Raw genomic sequence first — 18,035 nt, 5'->3', positions numbered from 1 at the left:
TGACTTGTAGGCAGCTCTTTTTTCATCCTCATGAGTCTCTTATCTTCTTCGTTACCCCTGCCCGTTGTGTGGACGAAACTGGACGTTATAGTTGTTCTGACTTGAGAATCCATACATACCCTATAACAGACATCCAATCGCAGTTTTTTGACAATATATTACATATTTTCCCTGGTTGTCGGTTCGCCGGGTCCATCCGATTCATACACAAGAAAGGGTATTTCAACCTTATATGGTCATGTCGCTGTAATTGATCCGATACAAGACTGGTTGATCAAACGAATTCCGGTAGAAGCCAATGCTGGCCCTATGGCTATGGATCCGACAGAAAAGAGATTATACGTTGTGAATACCGGCGCAGATACTGTCACCGTCATTGGCCACAAAGCCTATGTAGCCAATTTCAATGACAGAGCCGTAACGATTATTAATACCCAAACGAATAAGGTTATAACAAAAAAGGATATGGGCCCCGGTAAGCCTTTCGCCTTTGCGAGCAATGAGAAAAGCTCCTTTGTCTATGTCGCCTGCAGGGTTGCCGATGGACGCGATTACATTGTCGCCTTTTCCATTGAGGATAACATTGGCTATCAGTATGGCAACGAATTTAATCTTACCTTTGATGAGACCCGCAACCCCTTGACTGTTTCCCCGGATGGAAACACCCAAATCACGTTGGGAACTAACGGTATCCTTTGTTTTTTTGATGATGATGTGAAAGGCCAGCCTACCACATTAAGTTTACTGGACAATACGGTATCCGCAGTCTACCTGGATAACAAATTGTTATTTTGTACCTCGCAAGAAGGAAAGAGCTATCTGAAACGAATTATTGACCTCACTGTTAGTCCGAACGGACAAATAAGCTATGATGATTTTAAAGATATTAACAGCTTCAAAGGGCAGGATAAAATTCGTTTTTCCCGCAATCAAAAGTATATAGGCATTACCGTACAGCCAACTAATTTCCCGAGGGGTGGTCTGCAAATCTACAATATAACCGCTATCCAGTCCCGGTACGTCTCGCTTGATTCAGTCGGCGATCTGGCATTCTTCTCAGACACCAAGGCCTATGTGGGAGAATTTCAAGGGATTCGTCCGATCGATCTGGATACTGCAACGGCCCTCCCCGCTATCACACTTGGTTCCTATGACACCACTCCAGTTCAAGTCAAGAATATTATCTCCGGTTATCGCAACCAATCCTAGCAACGCCCTTGAAAGGAGATGTAAACATGACCACAGACATGACCAAAACAAAGACAGCAGCCTCTGGTAGTTCTTACCTCTATGTTGACTATGTAAATTATAATGTTTCCGGGTATCTTGCCTTTATAGATCCTGAGAGCGATGAGGTGATCCGCACTATTATAGTGGGCTTCGATCCTGGCCCAATGTGCATTGATGTTGATGAAAGGATGCTTTATGTGCTGAGCAGCTTGGGCAGCTCCGTTACTGTCGTTGATACAAAAACAATGAAGGTTACGACTAGCTTTCACGTTGGCCAAGGAAATGCTTCCGACCCTGTTGCAATCTTCGCTTCTCCAGTAGGCGGAAAACTCTATATAGCCGATTCCGGTGAAAAAACAGTTGTGATTATTAATACCCTCACGAATGCTATTATAAAGGATGTGGATGTGGGCCCAGGCAAGCCCTTTGCCTTTGCGAGCAATAAGAATAGCAATTTTGTCTATGTTGCCTGTAAGGTTGCCGATGGTGAAGATTACGTTGTCGCTATTTCTCTCAAGGATGACAGCGCTTATGCGTATGGCAAGGAAATGGGGCTTACCTTTGACGGAACTCACAACCCCTTAGTGGTCCACCCGGATGGGCATACCCAAATTACGCTGGGAACTACTGGTATGCTTGTTCACACAGATGATAAAATTGGCAAGCCGGTTACGTCAAGTTTGCTGGACGATACGGTTTCCGGCGTCTACCTGGACAACAAAATGTTGCTTTGTACCATGGACGCAGGAAAAAAATATCTGAAACGATTTACAGATCTGGCTGTTGATAAAGAAGGGCACATAACTTACGATGATTTTATAGATGTCCCCAGCTTTGAAAGTCAGGATGTAATTCGTTATTCGCGTATGCAAGGCTTTATTTGCATCACCATACAGCCCACAACTACACCCTTGGCTGCAGTGCAAATCTACACTTCAACCGGTATTAATTTCCCGCTAGCAAGATTTCCTCATGTCGGCGATCTGGCGTTTTCCTCGGATACCAAGGCCTATGTGGCATTAATTAATAGTATTTGTCCGATTGATCTGAACACCGCAAGGGTCCTGCCCGAAATCCCGATGAGTCCTATAAACAAGGATACTAACCAAGTCAGAAGTATTGTTTGCGGTTATCGCAATCAATCCTAGCAATGCTCTTTTTACAAGCCAGCAGGATGTTGCCTTTGAGGCAATGAGAATAGCGATTTTGTCATCCACACATGGCTCATCGTTTTCTGAGTAAAGACAAAAATACAGCAGATCTCCAATTATTGGAGATCCGCTGCTTTGTTAGACTTTAATGTTCTGGAGCATGGACAGCGTTAATTCATTAGCAACCCGTCCAATCCGCCTGCTTACATATGCCCCAGCAGATTGGAGATGACTTGCGCGCTCTCGGCGCGGGTCATGGTCTCCTGAGGCGCGAATTGCTGGTTGCCGCGTCCGCTGATCAGCCCCGCCTGTTCAGCAGTAACAGCAGCGTTCTTCGCCCAATCCTGAATCCGGGAATAATCATTGAACGAGCTGGCTGCCGATTCACTGCTGCTCTTGCTTCCCTTCAAGTGTTCATAAGCACGGACGATCATGACCGCGATTTCCTCGCGGGTAATGCGTTCATTAGGAGCGAAGGCATCCTCACTGCGTCCGAGCACGATGCCCGCTTCATTCACAGCCGCCACGGCTTCGGCGTACCAGGACTTGGCATCCACATCCGTGAAGGCCGATGTGGACGGGCTTGCCGGCTTAAGTCCAAGCGCACGTGTAATCATCGCGGCGAATTGCGCCCTTGTAACTTCCCCTTGCGGCTGGAACTCGCTGCTGGAAATCCCTTCAATAATATGCTTCGCAGCCATGGACTTAATGACAGAGCTTGCCCAGTGGCCGCTGCTGACATCGGTGAAGCTCTTATCGTACTCCAGTACGGCGTAATGGCTGAAATGCTGCACATCAGCAGTAAACTTTCGATTACTATCTACCAGCTTACCGCCCACATATTCCACTGCTCCGCTGGCAGCGATATGGTAGACGCCAAGCAAATCGCGGTTCGCCTTAGAATCTACTGCGAAGGTCACCGTCAGCGGCTTGGCAAAAGCCGTCACCGGTACGGTGCTTCCGTCCGCAGTAACAACCTCCAGGCTGAAGCTGATGACCTCGCTCGCCGCTGTTAACCGGACAGACCCGTTGACTGCCGGATTATTCATCCGCTGTTGTAGGCTGTCAGCGTCTGTCTTCACCGCAGATAGCCTGATGGCAACTCCATCGGCTTGACCTCCACCTGCAACAACAGTATTCAGGATACTCTTCAAAGCTTCCGGGCCCAGATCAACAGCAATTGTATTCCAGGCAAGACGCAGGGTGTTCGCGCCTGTCATGCTTGTGACTCCTGCCGGAAGCAGCACGGATTCCGTAGCGTCCGTAAGCTGAATGGTTACGATTCCGTCTGCCGGAGCCGTGAAATCATCCTGATGAAGCACCTTCTCCGTCTGTGGAGACGGGGACGGGGAAGGCGTTACAGCCGGTTTCGGTGTTGGTGTTGCAGTCGGTGCCGGTATCCATACCGGCTCATTCGTTGGAGCCGATGTGGCTGACGGTTCAGGAGCTGGTGTTGGCGTCGGGGTTGGCTGCTCCACCGGCGGCAGCTCCTCTTCGCTTACCGTCACCGTTCTTGTCACTTCTACGGCTGCGTTGCCGGCTGTATCGCTGACATTATAATGGAAGATATATTCCCCTGCTTGCGCCGTATCCAGTTCGGTCAAGCTGTAGACATCACTGGTTACGGTGGTCTCAATGCGTTCTGTGATATCTCCGTCCTGATCGTCATAAGCGGTAGCTCCCGCATCGGTGTATTCCGCTCCGACCGGCAGATTGACTGTCGCCTCGCCTGTCAGGGTAATAACCGGCGGTACCGTATCCGGTTCCGGTAGCGTGATCGTTCCACTGGCCGAGCTGTCTGCTCTCGCTTCCCCCTTGCTCAGCGTTACTGTGAAGGTGAAGCTGCCGTCAGTATCCTCCGTGGCTTCCTGGAATGCAGACAAGGTAATGTCACCCATTGTAACCCCGGTGTCGCTTAAGCCCGGCAACCCGCTAATGGTCTGCGCCAGCCAGTTCCGTACAGCTTCTTCACTATTCGCTTGCGCCTTCTTGACGCTGTAAGCCGCGCCTTCAATTATACTCTTCGCTTCAAGGACAGCCTGTTCATTGGCCGCGCTGGCCAAATCCTTCGCCACAGCCAGATAGCTGATCAGCGAAGCCTGGCTGAACGTATTGTTCACCGAATATTTCACCGTACCGCTGACCGGCAGCGTGAAATCATGTTGAACCTTCACTCCGCCCAGACCAGCAACCAGTCCGGTCTTTACCGTCTCGGTCACAATCTCTCCCTCGGCATCAGGATAGCTGATTGTAATATCCATCGTCCGGTTCAGGTTGTTCCACCAGTCGAGATGGTAGGAAGTAACCGTATATTTACCTGCACTCAGAGGCAGGTTGTAGACCAGCGGCGTATTCTTCGTATTCGAGCTATACACTCCGGTCTGGGCTTTATTGGTGGTAACTACATCACCGCCCAGCCCTTTGACACTGTAGTTACCGCCCGTATTCGTATGTCCCCATACTGAATCCCCTGTGGACAGTTGGTCCGCCTTCTGATTCAGCAGACTGTCGCCTGCAAGACCCTTGACCGCTGAATAAGGCGGAGTGTCGCCATCCCCGGCAACACCCATGTCCAGGAAGTACACCAGCCCCTCAGGAACCACTTCCACATAGGTAATAGTCTTCAGGCTTCCATAGGTGCCAGTGACCGCTACCCGTTCATATGGAGTATTGAAGTTAAGCGTATCGAGATTCCACTTCACAGCTACCTGTATGGTCGTGCCGTCTGCGAGCGTGGCCTCAACTTTGGCTGGAAGCTCCGGCAGTTGCCCTGCATAGGTGGCCCTGTCTGGAATGGACGCCAGCTCTCTCACATCTCCGAGCAGCAGCAGATTCAGAGAGGAAGACAGACGTTCCGCAAGCTGCATTGCCCCTTCCTGGTCCAGCCGGTAGAGAACCGGATCATTCAGTGCTGCCTGGGCTGTATCCAGGGCATTCATGAATAACTCCCAATCCTTCTCTGGATAGCCGTCTTCCCTGCTGACCACAAGCGCAGTATCCACCGCCTGCTTAAGCTCCGCTGTATCCGCGCTGCCTGCGCCTTCCCCGCCAATGACTGCCACGGAATCCACGGCCAGGGTTCCGCTCAGCACCTTGATCTGAACGGTATGCTTACCATATTTCAGCCCGCGGAGCGTGAAGGTCTGGTATAGCTCCTTCGCAACGCCCGCAGCGCCCGAGACTACCAGAGTCTCGCCGTCTACCACAGCTTCCAGCTTGGCAGAGCCGTCATTCGGCCCCAGAATATCAAGGCCCGTACCGGTAAAAGTATACTTCAGCACCGCACCGGCCCCTTGGCTGGTAGAGAGGGAACGCTGATAGACATACATGCCTTTGCCATTCTCATGGGCCCAGCCGCCTTCATAGACCAGCTTGGTCCCTGGGACCTCAGCCAGATCCGTCATCTCCAGATTATCCAGCTGCTCGGCATAGTAAGGGGTATAACCATCTACTCTCTCAACCTTCAGATTATCGAAGCGCACATGATAGAAGCCGCTGGCGAGCTGCACGCGCCCGGAGAGCTTCGGATTCGTATCGGTGTAGGAGGCAAGCTCAACCTGATCCAAATAAGCAGTCACCGTATCACCGGCCACCTGAATGGCAAGGTTATGCCACGTGTCATGTGCCGTGTTGAAACCCGAAATCTTCACACCGCCGGAGCCGGTAGCTGCGTTGCCGCTGGCCACAACGGTCCCGCTGGACAGCAGCTGCCAGCCGCCATCGAACCAGAACTTGAGCGCATAAGGGGTGCCGTTAATCGTCTGCGGCCCGCCTTGGTATCTGGCTCCAACCGCTGCGTAATTGTTCCCTCCATACGTGCTATTCTGTTCAAAAGATACATCGGCACTCGCCTTGTAATTGGTCCAGCGGTAATCCCCGATTGCAGTAACCGGGTCGCCGCCATTCCAGGCGCCGCCTACCCCGGTGGTCGTCTGGTCCAGCTGCTGCCGCAGGACATAGTTATCCGTGCCATCGACCAGATAGCCCTCGAACGCTCCGTTGAGGTCCTGCGTATAACGCGGCATGACACTATACGGGCCGCCGCGCGAGCTGACATAGCTCTGCATGCCAGTAATCTGCCCGCCCTCTCCGATCACGGGAACACTCCGGTCGCCATAATTGAAGTCATCGGCGTACAGCGTCTGATCCTCTGTATTCTGCACGGACCCGGTAGCATCTGTATCAAGCACGGTGCGGTCGCCCTCCACCGGAAGCGGTGTGCTGAATCCTTCCTTATTGCGGTTATCCAGCGTGGTAACCGTGACAATGGAGAACGGCTTCACACGGATGGTATACACACCGCTGCCGTCTGCATGCACATCCCCAAGATCTTTCATATAATTGCTGTTAAAAGCCTGACCTGTCTCCGCCGCACGCGTCTCCCACATTTCCAGGGATGGATTGCCGGTATAGGCCATGTTGATAGCCTGAAGCTTGTAGATCTTCTCAGCCTCGCTGTCATTGATAATCACCGTCGAGAAATCCTGCTTGTCAGGTGAAGCCAGTGTCATATAGCTCGGAGTTCCGTTGCGCCCGCTTACCGGGTTCGTGCCGGTTGCTCCGGTGTAGCTCGCCTGGGGAACAGCTCGCCAGATTCCTGCCGTATTGTCTTCGTTCTCCCAGCCGGTCTTGGCGAACCCATTAAAATGCTTCAGAACCAGCAGTCCCGCATCATAATGAATGAAGCCCGACCACGGGTCACGGGCGCTGAGCAGCTCCTTGAACGAATACTGCCCGCCTTCATAGAAGGAACCAATTGCCGGCTGATAGATGAAATGCGTCCGGCGTGAATTCACAAAGCCCTTAATAATGGTATTGCCCATCTCCAGCGGTCCGCCGGTGCCGCCGATCCCCGTGCCGGGCTTAGATGGGTCCTTCATATTATTGTGGGGACGGAAGGCCGAGTTACTGAACGTGGCCTGTGCTTCACTATTCCAGATCTCCTTGTCGAATTCATCCGCCAGCCGCTTGAAATTTCCTTTGCTGTCGTCATCGGTGTTGTAATGATACCCGGCAGCGGCTACAGCTTCGCGCAGGGACAAGTCATTCACCAGCGCATCGCCGAAGGAGCCGATGCCGACTTCATCGGAAATGACCAGCTTAATACTGTGGTACAGCTCCTTTTCCTGCTCGCCTTCAAACCCGGTAGTATCCGCTTTGACCCTCTCGCCATACTGCTTCGTCCAGGCCAAATCCGGCGCATGTTCATTAATATGAGGATTCACATAATCCACCATATACCCGTATTCACGGTATGCGGCCAGAATGGTGTTTTTGTACCAGGTATAGATTTTATCATTGCTGTTCGCCCAGGCCGGAGCATTCCAGCGCAGGAAGCTGACCTTCACTGCCGGATTAATGGCCTTAGCATCAGCCGCAAGCTGGAAGCCGGGGTGCCGGGCTACATTGGCTGCTTCATCCTCCGTGCGCATCGTCGCAGGGTCGGGACCGGTAGAGTTGTTGCGGTCATTGCCCATCTCGATCTTGACATGGTCGATCAGCGGGCGGTCGCCGCCGAACAGGAGCTTCAGCATTTGCGCATACGCCTCCGGCTGCTCGGACTTATAGTCCATCAGCAGGGCGCTGGTACTGTTGCCGCTCAGTACGCCGAAGCCTTTGAAGGTCAGCCCGTTCACATTGCCGTCCTTGATGTCCTTGCCGTCCAGCTGGACTCTGATCGCAGAAGCATCAGTCTCGCTGGCAGAAGCTACAGGCAACCCTAGTGCAGGGAACATCCCAGCCACGAGTGTAGCGGACATCAGCACGGAGAATAGCCTTTTCTTCACGCGGTTCTTTCTGTTCATTCATTAATCCTCCTCTTTCTCCCTTAAGTAAGCGCATTCAACATGTCGTTAGAAGATTGATTGACTTGGACAGACCTTCGTCTAAATTCACAATGGGGATATACAAATACCTGGCAGACTGCGACAAGCTGCAACTGCCAGGCGGATACTCTACTCACCTCAACCCTCGATTGGGACTGGATAGGATATTTTTATTACCTGCAAGTGGTTTACACTGCATAAGAAGCACTAAAGAAATTAACAAAAAGCAAAAGAAGCGGAGGGGAAATTTGGAACTGTAGGAGCGGTAGCGACCGCCTGAAAGCTTTCCGCAGGAAAGCTCGCTTCGGAAGCATCAGCAGTCACCGGATTTCACCCGCGAACAGCGGTTTAAATCAAGAAATCTGGTGACAACAGCGGCCGGAAGTCCAAATGTTCACCGCAGCGACGATGCAGCTTCAAGTTCAAAACTTAAGTGCGTCTTATATAGTTAAAATCTGACTCCACTACCCCTTAATCCCCGAAGCAGCAACGCCTTGCACAAAATACTTCTGAAGAGCCAGGAATACAATCACTACCGGAATGATCGAAACCACACTCGCCGCCATAATCAGGCCATACTCCGCAGAGTACTGTGAGATGAACATCCGCAGACCGATCTGAATGGTCTTGAGCTTCGTGTCCGTCAGATAGATCATTGGCCCGAGGAAGTCATTCCAGGTGGCGACGAAGGTGAAGATGGTCAGCGTAGAGAGCGCGGGCTTGGACAGCGGAAGCATGATTCTTGCCCAAATGCCGTATTCGCTGAGTCCGTCAATCCGGGCCGCTTCACATAATTCATCCGGCACCCCCTGATAGAACTGGCGCATCATGAACACACCGAAGGCCGAGAAGGCTTGCAGCAAAATGATTGCCAGGTGGGTATTGTTCAGTCCCATATAGCGCATCAGAATGAACTGCGGCACCATATAGGCCTGCCAAGGAATCGCGATTGTCGCGATGTACCCCAGGAAGATCACATTTTTGCCTCTGAAATGCAGCTTGGAGAAGGCATATGCCGCAAAGCTGGAAGTCAGCAGCTGCAGGATCGTAACGATAATGGATAATTTCGCTGTATTGTAGATGAAGCGTCCGAGTGGAATCCGGGTCCATATATCCTGGAAATTCTCCCAGCGCGGATTCGCCGGAATCCACTGCATCGGGAAGGAGAAGACATCTTTGTTCAGCTTGAGCGATGACGACAGCATCCAGATATACGGCACCAGCATTGCCAGCACGGTCAGAATTAACAGGGCATATACAAGCACCATTAAGCTGATTTTAAGTCCTTTACTTTTACCAACCATATCTTATAGATCCCCCTATTGTCCGTATTTCTTCTCGCCGCGGAACTGGACGATGGTGATGCCGAGTACCAGCAGGAACAGTACAATCGCCATGGCACTGGCATATCCGTAATCCAGCGAGCGGAACGCCGTGTTGTAGATCTGATAGACCATGACCCGTGTAGCATTGTTGAGCTGGTTATCCGCGCCCGCGAACAGGTTGATGAAGATATCGTAGACCTTGAACGAGTTGATGACCAGAATCATCAGGACAAAGAAGGTGGTTGGTGCCAGCTGCGGCACAGTCACGTTGCGGAATCTTCTCCACGGACCTGCGCCGTCCAGCTCAGCCGCTTCATACAGCTCCGGGTTAATCCCCTGGAGACCGGCCAGATAGATGACCATGTAATAGCCCATATTTTTCCATACTGTGAAAAGCACTACCGTAAACATCGCCCACTGCTTATCCGCCGCCCAGCGGGGCAGCTCCTCCAGCGGAATGCCGGTAATCAAGTGCAGGATGTTGTTCACCGGACCCATGGTCGGGCTGAAGATGAAGTTCCATACCGCCGCAACCGCTACCAGCGAAGCCACGTAAGGGAAGAAGAAGACCGTTCTCATGAAATTACGGCCCATAATCTTCTGATTGAGCAGAATCGCCAGGGCCAGCGCTACGATCATGGTCAGCGGCACGACGCCGACGGTGTAGACAATCGTGTTCCACAAGGCTTTGTGGAAGGTAGTATCCGAGATCAGCCGGGAAAAGTTGTCCAGCCCGATGAACTTCATCGGATTGGCCCCGTCCCATTTCACAAAGGCCAGAATAAAGGCAAAAATCATCGGTACCAGGGTGAACAGGGCAAATCCGATAAAGTTCGGCGCAATAAAGCTGTACGCGACCAGGTTATCCCGGAGTCCGCGCGACAACCGGCTTTTTGGGCTCTTATTTGTACGCAATATGGTTTCGTTCTGCATTCGTTCTCCTCCAAACCTTATATAACATCCCCGTAAAGTGGGAATTACTCCGAAGCCTAATCAGCTTCTCTGCTGTCCTATATCTGTATCTGGAAGGCGGGTCTTCGCCCGCCCTTCCTTCAGGACACTAACATTACATGTTCACCTTAATTGTTCAAAAGCTGGCCTACACGGTCATTCATATCCTTCAAGCCTTCGTCAATCGTAGCGTTCTTGGTCATGATGTTGTCATGCGCTTCATTCAGAATCACCTCAATGTCCGCACTCTTCTCATGAATCGGCATTTCCAGGTAGGTCTGAACGGTATTCAGTGCAGCCTTGCTGTTCTCATCCGCCGGGAAGCCGTCGATGGAGGTGATGGAATTGATAACTTCATCATTCTTGATCGCAGGAATCGTACCGGTGGAAGCAATAACCTTGGCGCCTTCCGCACCAGTTACGAAGTTCATGAAATCAAGGGCAGCTTCCTTATGCTTCGACTTCTGGTTCACGGCCAGGGAAGTAATCGTTCCGAGTGTCGTTCCGGCTTCAACGCCTTCAGGATGAGGATACTTCACGATGCCCCACTCTGTAGACTGGGATTCCCCGCTCTTCACCTTCTCGATCTGGGTGGCAATGAACCAGCTGCCCATGTTCATCATCGCTACAGAGTTGTTATAGAATACGCCGGAGTAATGCGTACTGGAAGTCTTCAGTGTAGCGTAATCCATAACAATACCGTCTTCCTGCTCTTTCAGAATCCGCTCATAGGTAGGCTTCAGGAAGTCATAGTTGCCGCCGACCACGGTGTTCTTGCCGTCCAGAATACCGAACAGTTGCACTGCGCTGCGCCAAGTATGGTAATGGGCGCCGTATACTTTTTCCGAGCCGCTGCCGGAGGTCATCTTGCGGGCCAGCTCATCATATTGGTCGAAGGTCATATCATTGGTCGGATAATCCACGCCTGCTTTGTCGAACAAGGCTTTGTTGTAGTAGATCAGCCAGAAGTCACTGCGGAACGGAAGCGCATACACCTCGCCGTTCACTTCAATCTGCTCAACCGTACCGCCGTATACCGAAGGATCGATGGACTTGTCACCCATGTAGGTCTTCAGCGGCTCCAGGTGATTCTGCTTCACCAGGTTCGAGTAGCCCGGAATGTCCTTGATCGTCAGAACATCCAGATCCGCCCCGCCCGAGAGCTGTGTGCTCAGCATGGTCATATAGTCGGTGGAGCCCAGATCCACGTATTCAATGGTTACGTTCGGATGTGCAGCCTTGTAGGCATCGATCAGCGGTTTGTAGTAGGCAGTCGCTTCCCAGTCCCACAGCGCCCATTTCAGTGTTACCGGCTCCTGGCTCGGTTCAGAGGAAGCGGTTGCAGCGTTGCTTGAAGCAGGTGCGTTCGTGGCAGCAGCCTCTTTATTGTTGTTATTGCCGGAGCATCCGGCCAGCATGCTCACGGAGAGCGCGGTGGCAAGGGTCATGCCGTAGAATCTTTTCAAGTTCATGTAAGTATCCCCTTTATCTTCTTATGATGGTGCAGCGGCCGGCACCTGTTGATCCGGCCTTAGTTCAAATTGTAAGCCTTTTCAGACCCGATGGGGATGCAAAATCAAACACAGTTCCTTCACTATTCTGTGCTCTTCTCCGCACGGCCTGCCCGAACCTGTAATTTCTTATCCGAAACCTGTAAAATTCTCCGCTTCTCCCCCTAGCTCTATAATGAAACGCAGGAATATGCTATGGTAGTTGAAAACGCTTTAAATAGGTCCAGTTATAGATGAAGGAGTGTTCACCACGGTACGTAAATCTACTATTAAAAGCCGCATTATTCTGCTCATGACCGCCTTTGCGCTGCTGATTGCCTCGCTGCTGTCCTGGTTCAGCTACGAACTGATTACGTATTACCAGCGCAAAACGACGATCCAGGCGACGGAATTCAACCTCCAGCTCGTCTCCCATATTATCGAACAGGATCTGATTAATCTAACTACGCTGGCGATGACCAGCAGCACCAACTCGTCCACGAACACCCTGCTTACCGAATATTTCGGTTCGGCGGAGGCCAGCCCCAAGCAGGCGCTGAATGTCTTCAATGCGATGCAGGACGATGTGCGTATTAACCGTTCCTACAGCTATGTACGCCGCCTGATTGCCACAGATAACAGCGGAAAGTTCCTGCAGGTGGAGAATTTCGGCACCTCCATTCCGCTTACGATCCATAATATTGGTCAAGTGACCGGTCTGGCGAATGATGCCGAAGAGCAATGGAACCGGGTCATTAAGGACCCGCTCTCCAATTCCTACGGAATTCCCTTCGTGTTCCCGATCTATGGCCGGGGGGCTACCCGGGTGGGCACCGTCTACCTGCTCGCGAATACCTCCGTCATTACGGACAAGCTGAAGGGCTATGCCCTGCCGGAGCACTCCCGGCTGCTGCTTACGCTCGGCGATCATCATTATCAGCTTAACGGAGATCAGGTCAGAGCCATTGAAGAGCCGTACGAGCCGGTAGCCTATACCAGTGACAAGCCTGTCGGCCCCGATACCGAGCTGTCCATGGTGAAAATGCAGGATGATGGGGAAAGCCATATCGTGGTATCGTATCCGGTACGCAGCGGTGTCATGCTCTCGCAGACCTTATCCAGCGACCAGTTCGCGCCCCGGAGCAATATATGGATTCTCGTCCTGCTCGGCGTCTGTCTGCTCGTGCTTGTCTTAAGCGCGATCATTACGCTGTATTTGACCCGCACGATCAGCCTGCCGGTCGAGAAGCTGAAGAAGCGCATGGATAAGATCGCCCAGGGCAACTTCCTGCTCGACCGTAATATTGAATGGAACAGCGAGCTGGGCGATGTCGGCCGGGGCATTAACCGCCTGTCCCAGGATATCTTAGCCCTCATGGACAGCCGGCTCGCGGACGAGAAGCAGAAGCAGGAGCTGGAATACCGGATGCTCCAGAATCAGATTAATCCGCACTTCCTCTACAATACCCTGAATTCGATCAAATGGATGGCTACGATCCAGAACGCCACCGGCATTGCGGAGATGACGACCTCCCTGTCCCGGCTGCTCCGCAGCATTGCCAAGGACAACCGGCGGCTGATGCCGCTGAAGGATGAGCTGAGCCTGCTGGAGGATTATTTCCTGATTCAGAAATACCGCTATGGCAGCACGGTTACCATGGTCACAGAGATTGAAGAGGAAGCGCTGCTTGGCGGGCTTATCCCGCGCTTCACACTCCAGCCCCTGGTGGAGAATGCGATTTTCCACGGCATCGAGCCCAAGGGCCGGGGCGACATTGTTGTCCGGGTCACGAAGAGCGGATTCACGGATCTGCTCATCACGATCGAGGACAACGGGGTCGGGATGACGGCGGAGCAGATTGCCACTATTCTAACCGTTCCCGGGGACGAGGCCAAGGGCATGCTGGAGAATATCGGGCTGCGCAGTGTGAACGAACGGCTGCAGCTCGCTTTTGGCAGAGAGTACGGCTTGTCCATTGAGAGCGAGCCCGGCCGCTATACCTTAATGAAGCTGCTGCTCCCCTTCCGGCAGAGAGAATAGCTAAGAATCCCCCACAAAGTGAGGCCTTAGCTTCGATGAGTACTCAGGTACTTTGCGGGGACCCCAAAACAATAGCATACCGAGCAAGGATGTGATGAGCTTGATCAAATTATTAATCGCAGATGATGAAGCCCTGGTCTGCATCGGACTTCAGTCCATGCTGAAATGGGAGCAATATAACATTGAGATTGTCGGCATCGCCCATAACGGCGCACAGGAGGAGGAGATGATTGACACCCTCCGCCCGGACATTGTAATCAGTGATATCAAAATGCCGATCAAAAGCGGCCTGGAGGTCGCCGGCTCGGTCCGCCGCAAGTACGGGCGGCTTCCGCTGTTCATCATGCTGACCAGCTATGAGGAATTCCAGTATGCGCGCGGAGCGATCGAGGTCCAGGCTACCGACTACCTGGTGAAGCTGGAGCTGACCCCGGAGGCGCTGGCGGAATCGATCCGCAGAGCGATTTCCACACTCGAAGCCTATCAGACGATGGAGAGCTATCCGAAGCTGGTCCACCGTGGCAATCTCCAGGCCCAGCGGGATAAATTCTTCATCCGGCTGTTCAACAAACTGTTCGAGAACAAGAACCAGTATCTGCTGCAAAAGGAGGACCTGGAGGTGGGCCTCTCCGCGCCGGCTTATCTGGTATGTACCTGCCGCATTCTCGGACCGGACACCATCCCGCCGCGCGGGGATAAGCTGGTGGCCTTATGCTCAAGCACCGTGCAGATGGCAAAGGATACGCTGGCCTCCAGAAGCGCCTGCTACGTCACCAGCCTGGATCTGCGCAACTTCGCGCTGACCCTGCCTGTACCGGGTCCCGACCCGCAGCTCTGGATGCCAGACATCCAGATTTTGCTGGCAGATATGGCTTCCGTGCTGCATAATTACTTCAATGTGACCATTATCGGGGCGATTGGCTTCGCAGCGGAAGATCCTTATCTGCTGCAGGGGAGCTATCTCGCTGCCCGGAAGGCGCTGCCCGCCGCTGTGAAGGAGCGCTCCTTCGTCTTCTTCACGGAGGGCGAAGCCCCGCTGCAGGAGCAGCTGCTGTTTGATTTCTCGGAGTCGCGGCTTGAGATCCGCAGAGCTTTTGAAGAGATGGATACCCGCGCCTTGCACAGCATTATCTCCCGGATGATCGAGACCTTCGACGGACGGGATGACCTGCTCGTTCCCGCCACCGATGCCGCCTGCAACATTCTGTACATGGCGACCTCCCTGCTCGCGGACGGGGAGAACATGGTGGAGCAGATCTTCGAGCAGGAGCCGGAGGGCTACCGGGCGATCTACCAGATGCATACCATTGAAGAGATTACCGGCTGGCTCGTCCAGTTCCGTGACGGCTGTGTCCGGATGCTCGCCACCCGCAGACAGAGCTATAAGGAGCAGGTGGTGAAGAATGTCCAGGAGTATATCAAAAGAAATCTCGGCACCAAGCTCTCGCTCCATCAGGTGGCGGATGTGTTCAACTTCAGCCCCAACTATCTGAGCCACCTGTTCTCCAAGGTCGCCGGGGTGAACTATGTTGAGTATATCACAGAGACTAAAATCACCGCCGCCAAGGAAATGATGGTCCGCGGCGAAGGCCGGATCTACGAAATCTCCCAGAAGCTCGGCTATGAGAGCGCCTTCTATTTCAGCAAGGTGTTCAAGAAGGTCACCGGGCTCTCTCCCCGGGATTATATGCAGCAAATTGAAGGGAATGCGGGAGGGAATTAAACGAAGGACGAAAGGAAGAAAAGTCAAATGAACAAAGGACAAATCGTATTTCTAAACGGAGTGACCAGCTCCGGCAAAACCTCAATAGTCGATGCGATACAATCGAGATCGCCGGAGTTTTTTTATGTGGTAGCCAATGATCTGTTCGAAGAAACGATCGGGGAACGTTACCTGCGTGAAGATTACTGGAAGTATCTTAGTGAAGCGATTATCATGATGTACCATACCGCCAAATTATTCTCGGATCATGGCAAGCATGTGCTGATTGACGGCATCCTGGTGGAGCGGCCGGGCCTCACGCCTCATTACGAGAAGGTGAAGGATATCTTCCCCGGATACCCGCTATCCATTGTGGAAGTATTTTGCCCCCTGGACATTTGCCGCCAGCGCAATCTGGCCCGGGAGCACCGGAGCGAAGACCAGTCCGAAGAGCAGCACAGGCTGATGGCCCGTGACATCGGATATAGCTTCAAGGTGAATACGCATGAGAACACCTCTGAAGCGTGTGCGGATCTGATTGTGGGACATTTGTTCGGTAAGCGTACCGGAGAATGATAGGGATGAGATGACGTTATTTGCTTAAAAAAAATGGACGAGGCTGAGGCTGCCGATATAGGTAGCCTTTTTTTGCTGCGTACAAACTGGATGATGGGCTGCGGCAACCTTTCCCGAAGGAGCAAGAGCTGGGCAACCAAGCAAAGCCTGCTATGCGCGTAAGGATTCCACCCAATCGGTGGCGATTAACCTTGGTTAAAGCTCCTCTTTGGGTTGTTTTGCATTTGGCGGACTCAGAGGACGCTATTGTGTGAAAAAACGGACTTTTGCGAGTTTCGCGGACTCAGGGGCGCTTATGTTGTCTTGTAACGCTGGAAACGAGGGGAATGTGGTTCATTAGCGGCCACTGAGTCCGCTTAGCCCGGTAGGATCGCGGTATGCATACAAATAACGGCCTGTCAGTCCGCACAGTCCTCGGGGAAGCGCGATGTTGATGCGATGGCAGGCTTGGTGATGCGGTAGCAGGCTTGATGATGTGGCGGCAAGCTTGATGATGCGGCGGTAGGCTTGAACTATGCTGCAGCAGGCTTGAACAATGTGGCGGACTTGAAATGATGCAGCGGATTCCTTGTGTGTACGAAACCAATGGAACCATGCTGCCCTTCAACCCCCTTCTAAATGTAAGCGCTCAAAAAATACTCTTGAAAGAACCTTCGGCGGATGATAGGATTAAGGCGAATGTTTAGTAAATTTATTAACTAAAAAGGCGTGATCAGCTTGGCAACGATTAAAGACATCGCCCGGGAGGCAGGCGTATCAGCCGCAACCGTATCCAGAGTGCTAAATAACGACCTGTCCCTGGCTGTCAGTGAGGAGACACGCAGCCGCGTATTCGCTGTGGCCGGGCAGCTGGGCTACAAGCCCTCACGGGTGCGGCAGCTGAAGCGGGAGAATGAGCTGGGCAGCAAGACCGTCTCGCTTCTGCTCTGGTGTTCCCCCGAAGAGGAACGGGACGACCCTTATTACGGCTCCATCCGGCGCGGCGTGGAGCTGCGCTGTGAAGAGCTGGGCATCCGGCTGGGCCAGACGCTGCGCGGACACAGCACGCCAGTCCCGCTCCGGCCTGCGGGTGACGGGCTTATCGTAGTCGGCGGAAGCTTCCAGCCGGGAGAGCTTGCGAAGCTGCACCCGGACCGGGGCACCACGGTGCTTGTCGACCATTACTCGGAGCGCACGGAATATGACTCCGTGCGGACACATTTCCGGCAGGCTGTCGATCAGGCGCTGGGCCATCTGCTGGAGCTGGGCCACCGCGATATCGCCTTCATCGGAGGCGGCAGCGGGGAGGAGCGCCGCAGGCATCATTACACCCGGATTATGCAGAGCCAGGGCTGCTATGATCCGGCGCTGATCCGCACCGGAAGCTGGACCAGCGCTGACGGCTACCGGATGATGAGCGAGCTGCTGGCAGGCGTAAGGCGGCCTACGGCCTGCTTCGCCGCCAGTGATCCGCTGGCGGTCGGCGCTCTGCGCGCCCTGCATGATCACGGGATACAGGTGCCTGCCGGGATGGCTGTCGTCGGCTTCGATGATATCGAGATGGCAGCCTATGTTCAGCCTCCGCTGACAACGGTCCGCGCCTATCCCGAGCAGATGGGCAAAGCTGCGGTTCAGCTGCTCGCCGAGCGGTTCGAAGGACGCGAAGCCCCTTCGCATTCGATGATCGGCACGAAGCTGATTGTCCGCGAGACCAGCGGCGGGACCAGAGATTAGCCGTAGTAAGGTAGCACACAGCAAGTAATGA

General features: G+C 53.1%; 10 protein-coding genes. 6 read left to right on the top strand and 4 right to left on the bottom strand.

Features of this window, described 5'->3' with window-relative positions:
• Positions 1-270: 270 nt before the first annotated feature.
• Positions 271-1,209 carry a YncE family protein gene (locus tag MKY96_RS06340; RefSeq protein WP_340939266.1) on the top strand — a complete coding sequence of 313 codons (939 nt, stop codon included), beginning with the start codon at positions 271-273 and terminating at the stop codon, positions 1,207-1,209.
• Positions 1,210-1,235: 26 nt separating this feature from the next.
• A complete protein-coding gene (locus MKY96_RS06335) occupies positions 1,236-2,378 on the top strand; it encodes a YncE family protein (protein WP_340939264.1) in 1,143 nt (380 codons plus the stop codon).
• A 206-nt stretch (positions 2,379-2,584) separates the two neighbouring features.
• On the opposite strand, the gene MKY96_RS06330 is transcribed toward MKY96_RS06335, so the two are convergent.
• From MKY96_RS06330 to MKY96_RS06315, 4 genes are all read right to left on the bottom strand, one after another.
• The gene (locus MKY96_RS06330; RefSeq protein ID WP_340939262.1) at positions 2,585-8,185 is read right to left on the bottom strand and encodes an S-layer homology domain-containing protein; all 5,601 of its coding nucleotides are present in this window, start codon (positions 8,183-8,185) and stop codon (positions 2,585-2,587) included.
• 485 nt (positions 8,186-8,670) lie between these two features.
• Positions 8,671-9,510 (bottom strand): carbohydrate ABC transporter permease, encoded by an 840-nt coding sequence (locus tag MKY96_RS06325; protein ID WP_051493958.1) that lies wholly within the window; start codon positions 9,508-9,510, stop codon positions 8,671-8,673.
• A gap of 15 nt (positions 9,511-9,525) precedes the next feature.
• The gene (locus MKY96_RS06320) at positions 9,526-10,464 is read right to left on the bottom strand and encodes a carbohydrate ABC transporter permease (protein WP_340939259.1); all 939 of its coding nucleotides are present in this window, start codon (positions 10,462-10,464) and stop codon (positions 9,526-9,528) included.
• A 146-nt stretch (positions 10,465-10,610) separates the two neighbouring features.
• Positions 10,611-11,954: an ABC transporter substrate-binding protein gene (locus MKY96_RS06315; protein ID WP_340939257.1), complete on the bottom strand. Its 1,344-nt coding sequence runs from the start codon at positions 11,952-11,954 to the stop codon at positions 10,611-10,613.
• 280 nt (positions 11,955-12,234) lie between these two features.
• Here MKY96_RS06315 and MKY96_RS06310 point away from each other — a divergent pair, with 280 nt between their 5' ends.
• From MKY96_RS06310 to MKY96_RS06295, 4 genes are all read left to right on the top strand, one after another.
• Positions 12,235-14,013: a sensor histidine kinase gene (locus tag MKY96_RS06310; RefSeq protein WP_340939255.1), complete on the top strand. Its 1,779-nt coding sequence runs from the start codon at positions 12,235-12,237 to the stop codon at positions 14,011-14,013.
• A 100-nt stretch (positions 14,014-14,113) separates the two neighbouring features.
• Complete coding sequence (locus MKY96_RS06305; protein WP_340939252.1) at positions 14,114-15,736, top strand: response regulator transcription factor; 1,623 nt, start codon at positions 14,114-14,116, stop codon at positions 15,734-15,736.
• A gap of 27 nt (positions 15,737-15,763) precedes the next feature.
• Positions 15,764-16,291, top strand: a complete 528-nt coding sequence (locus tag MKY96_RS06300; RefSeq protein ID WP_340939250.1) for a phosphotransferase-like protein — start codon at positions 15,764-15,766, stop codon at positions 16,289-16,291.
• 717 nt (positions 16,292-17,008) lie between these two features.
• Positions 17,009-18,004, top strand: a complete 996-nt coding sequence (locus MKY96_RS06295) for a LacI family DNA-binding transcriptional regulator (protein WP_340939248.1) — start codon at positions 17,009-17,011, stop codon at positions 18,002-18,004.
• The last annotated feature ends 31 nt before the right edge of the window (positions 18,005-18,035 follow it).

Origin of the sequence: Paenibacillus sp. FSL R7-0302, assembly GCF_038006885.1 — a bacterium.
Lineage (GTDB): Bacteria > Bacillota > Bacilli > Paenibacillales > Paenibacillaceae > Paenibacillus_AQ.
Note: the sequence above shows the minus strand (reverse complement) of the source record. Positions and strands in the feature narration are given on the sequence as shown.

Bases quoted from the DNA above. Each gene is read 5' to 3' on its own strand.
- MKY96_RS06300 (WP_340939250.1), top strand. From the start codon at position 15,764: ATGAACAAAGGACAAATCGTATTTCTAAACGGAGTGACCAGCTCCGGC.
- MKY96_RS06335 (WP_340939264.1), top strand. From the start codon at position 1,236: ATGACCACAGACATGACCAAAACAAAGACAGCAGCCTCTGGTAGTTCT.
- MKY96_RS06330 (WP_340939262.1), bottom strand. From the start codon at position 8,185: ATGAACAGAAAGAACCGCGTGAAGAAAAGGCTATTCTCCGTGCTGATG.
- MKY96_RS06320 (WP_340939259.1), bottom strand. From the start codon at position 10,464: ATGCAGAACGAAACCATATTGCGTACAAATAAGAGCCCAAAAAGCCGG.
- MKY96_RS06315 (WP_340939257.1), bottom strand. From the start codon at position 11,954: ATGAACTTGAAAAGATTCTACGGCATGACCCTTGCCACCGCGCTCTCC.
- MKY96_RS06325 (WP_051493958.1), bottom strand. From the start codon at position 9,510: ATGGTTGGTAAAAGTAAAGGACTTAAAATCAGCTTAATGGTGCTTGTA.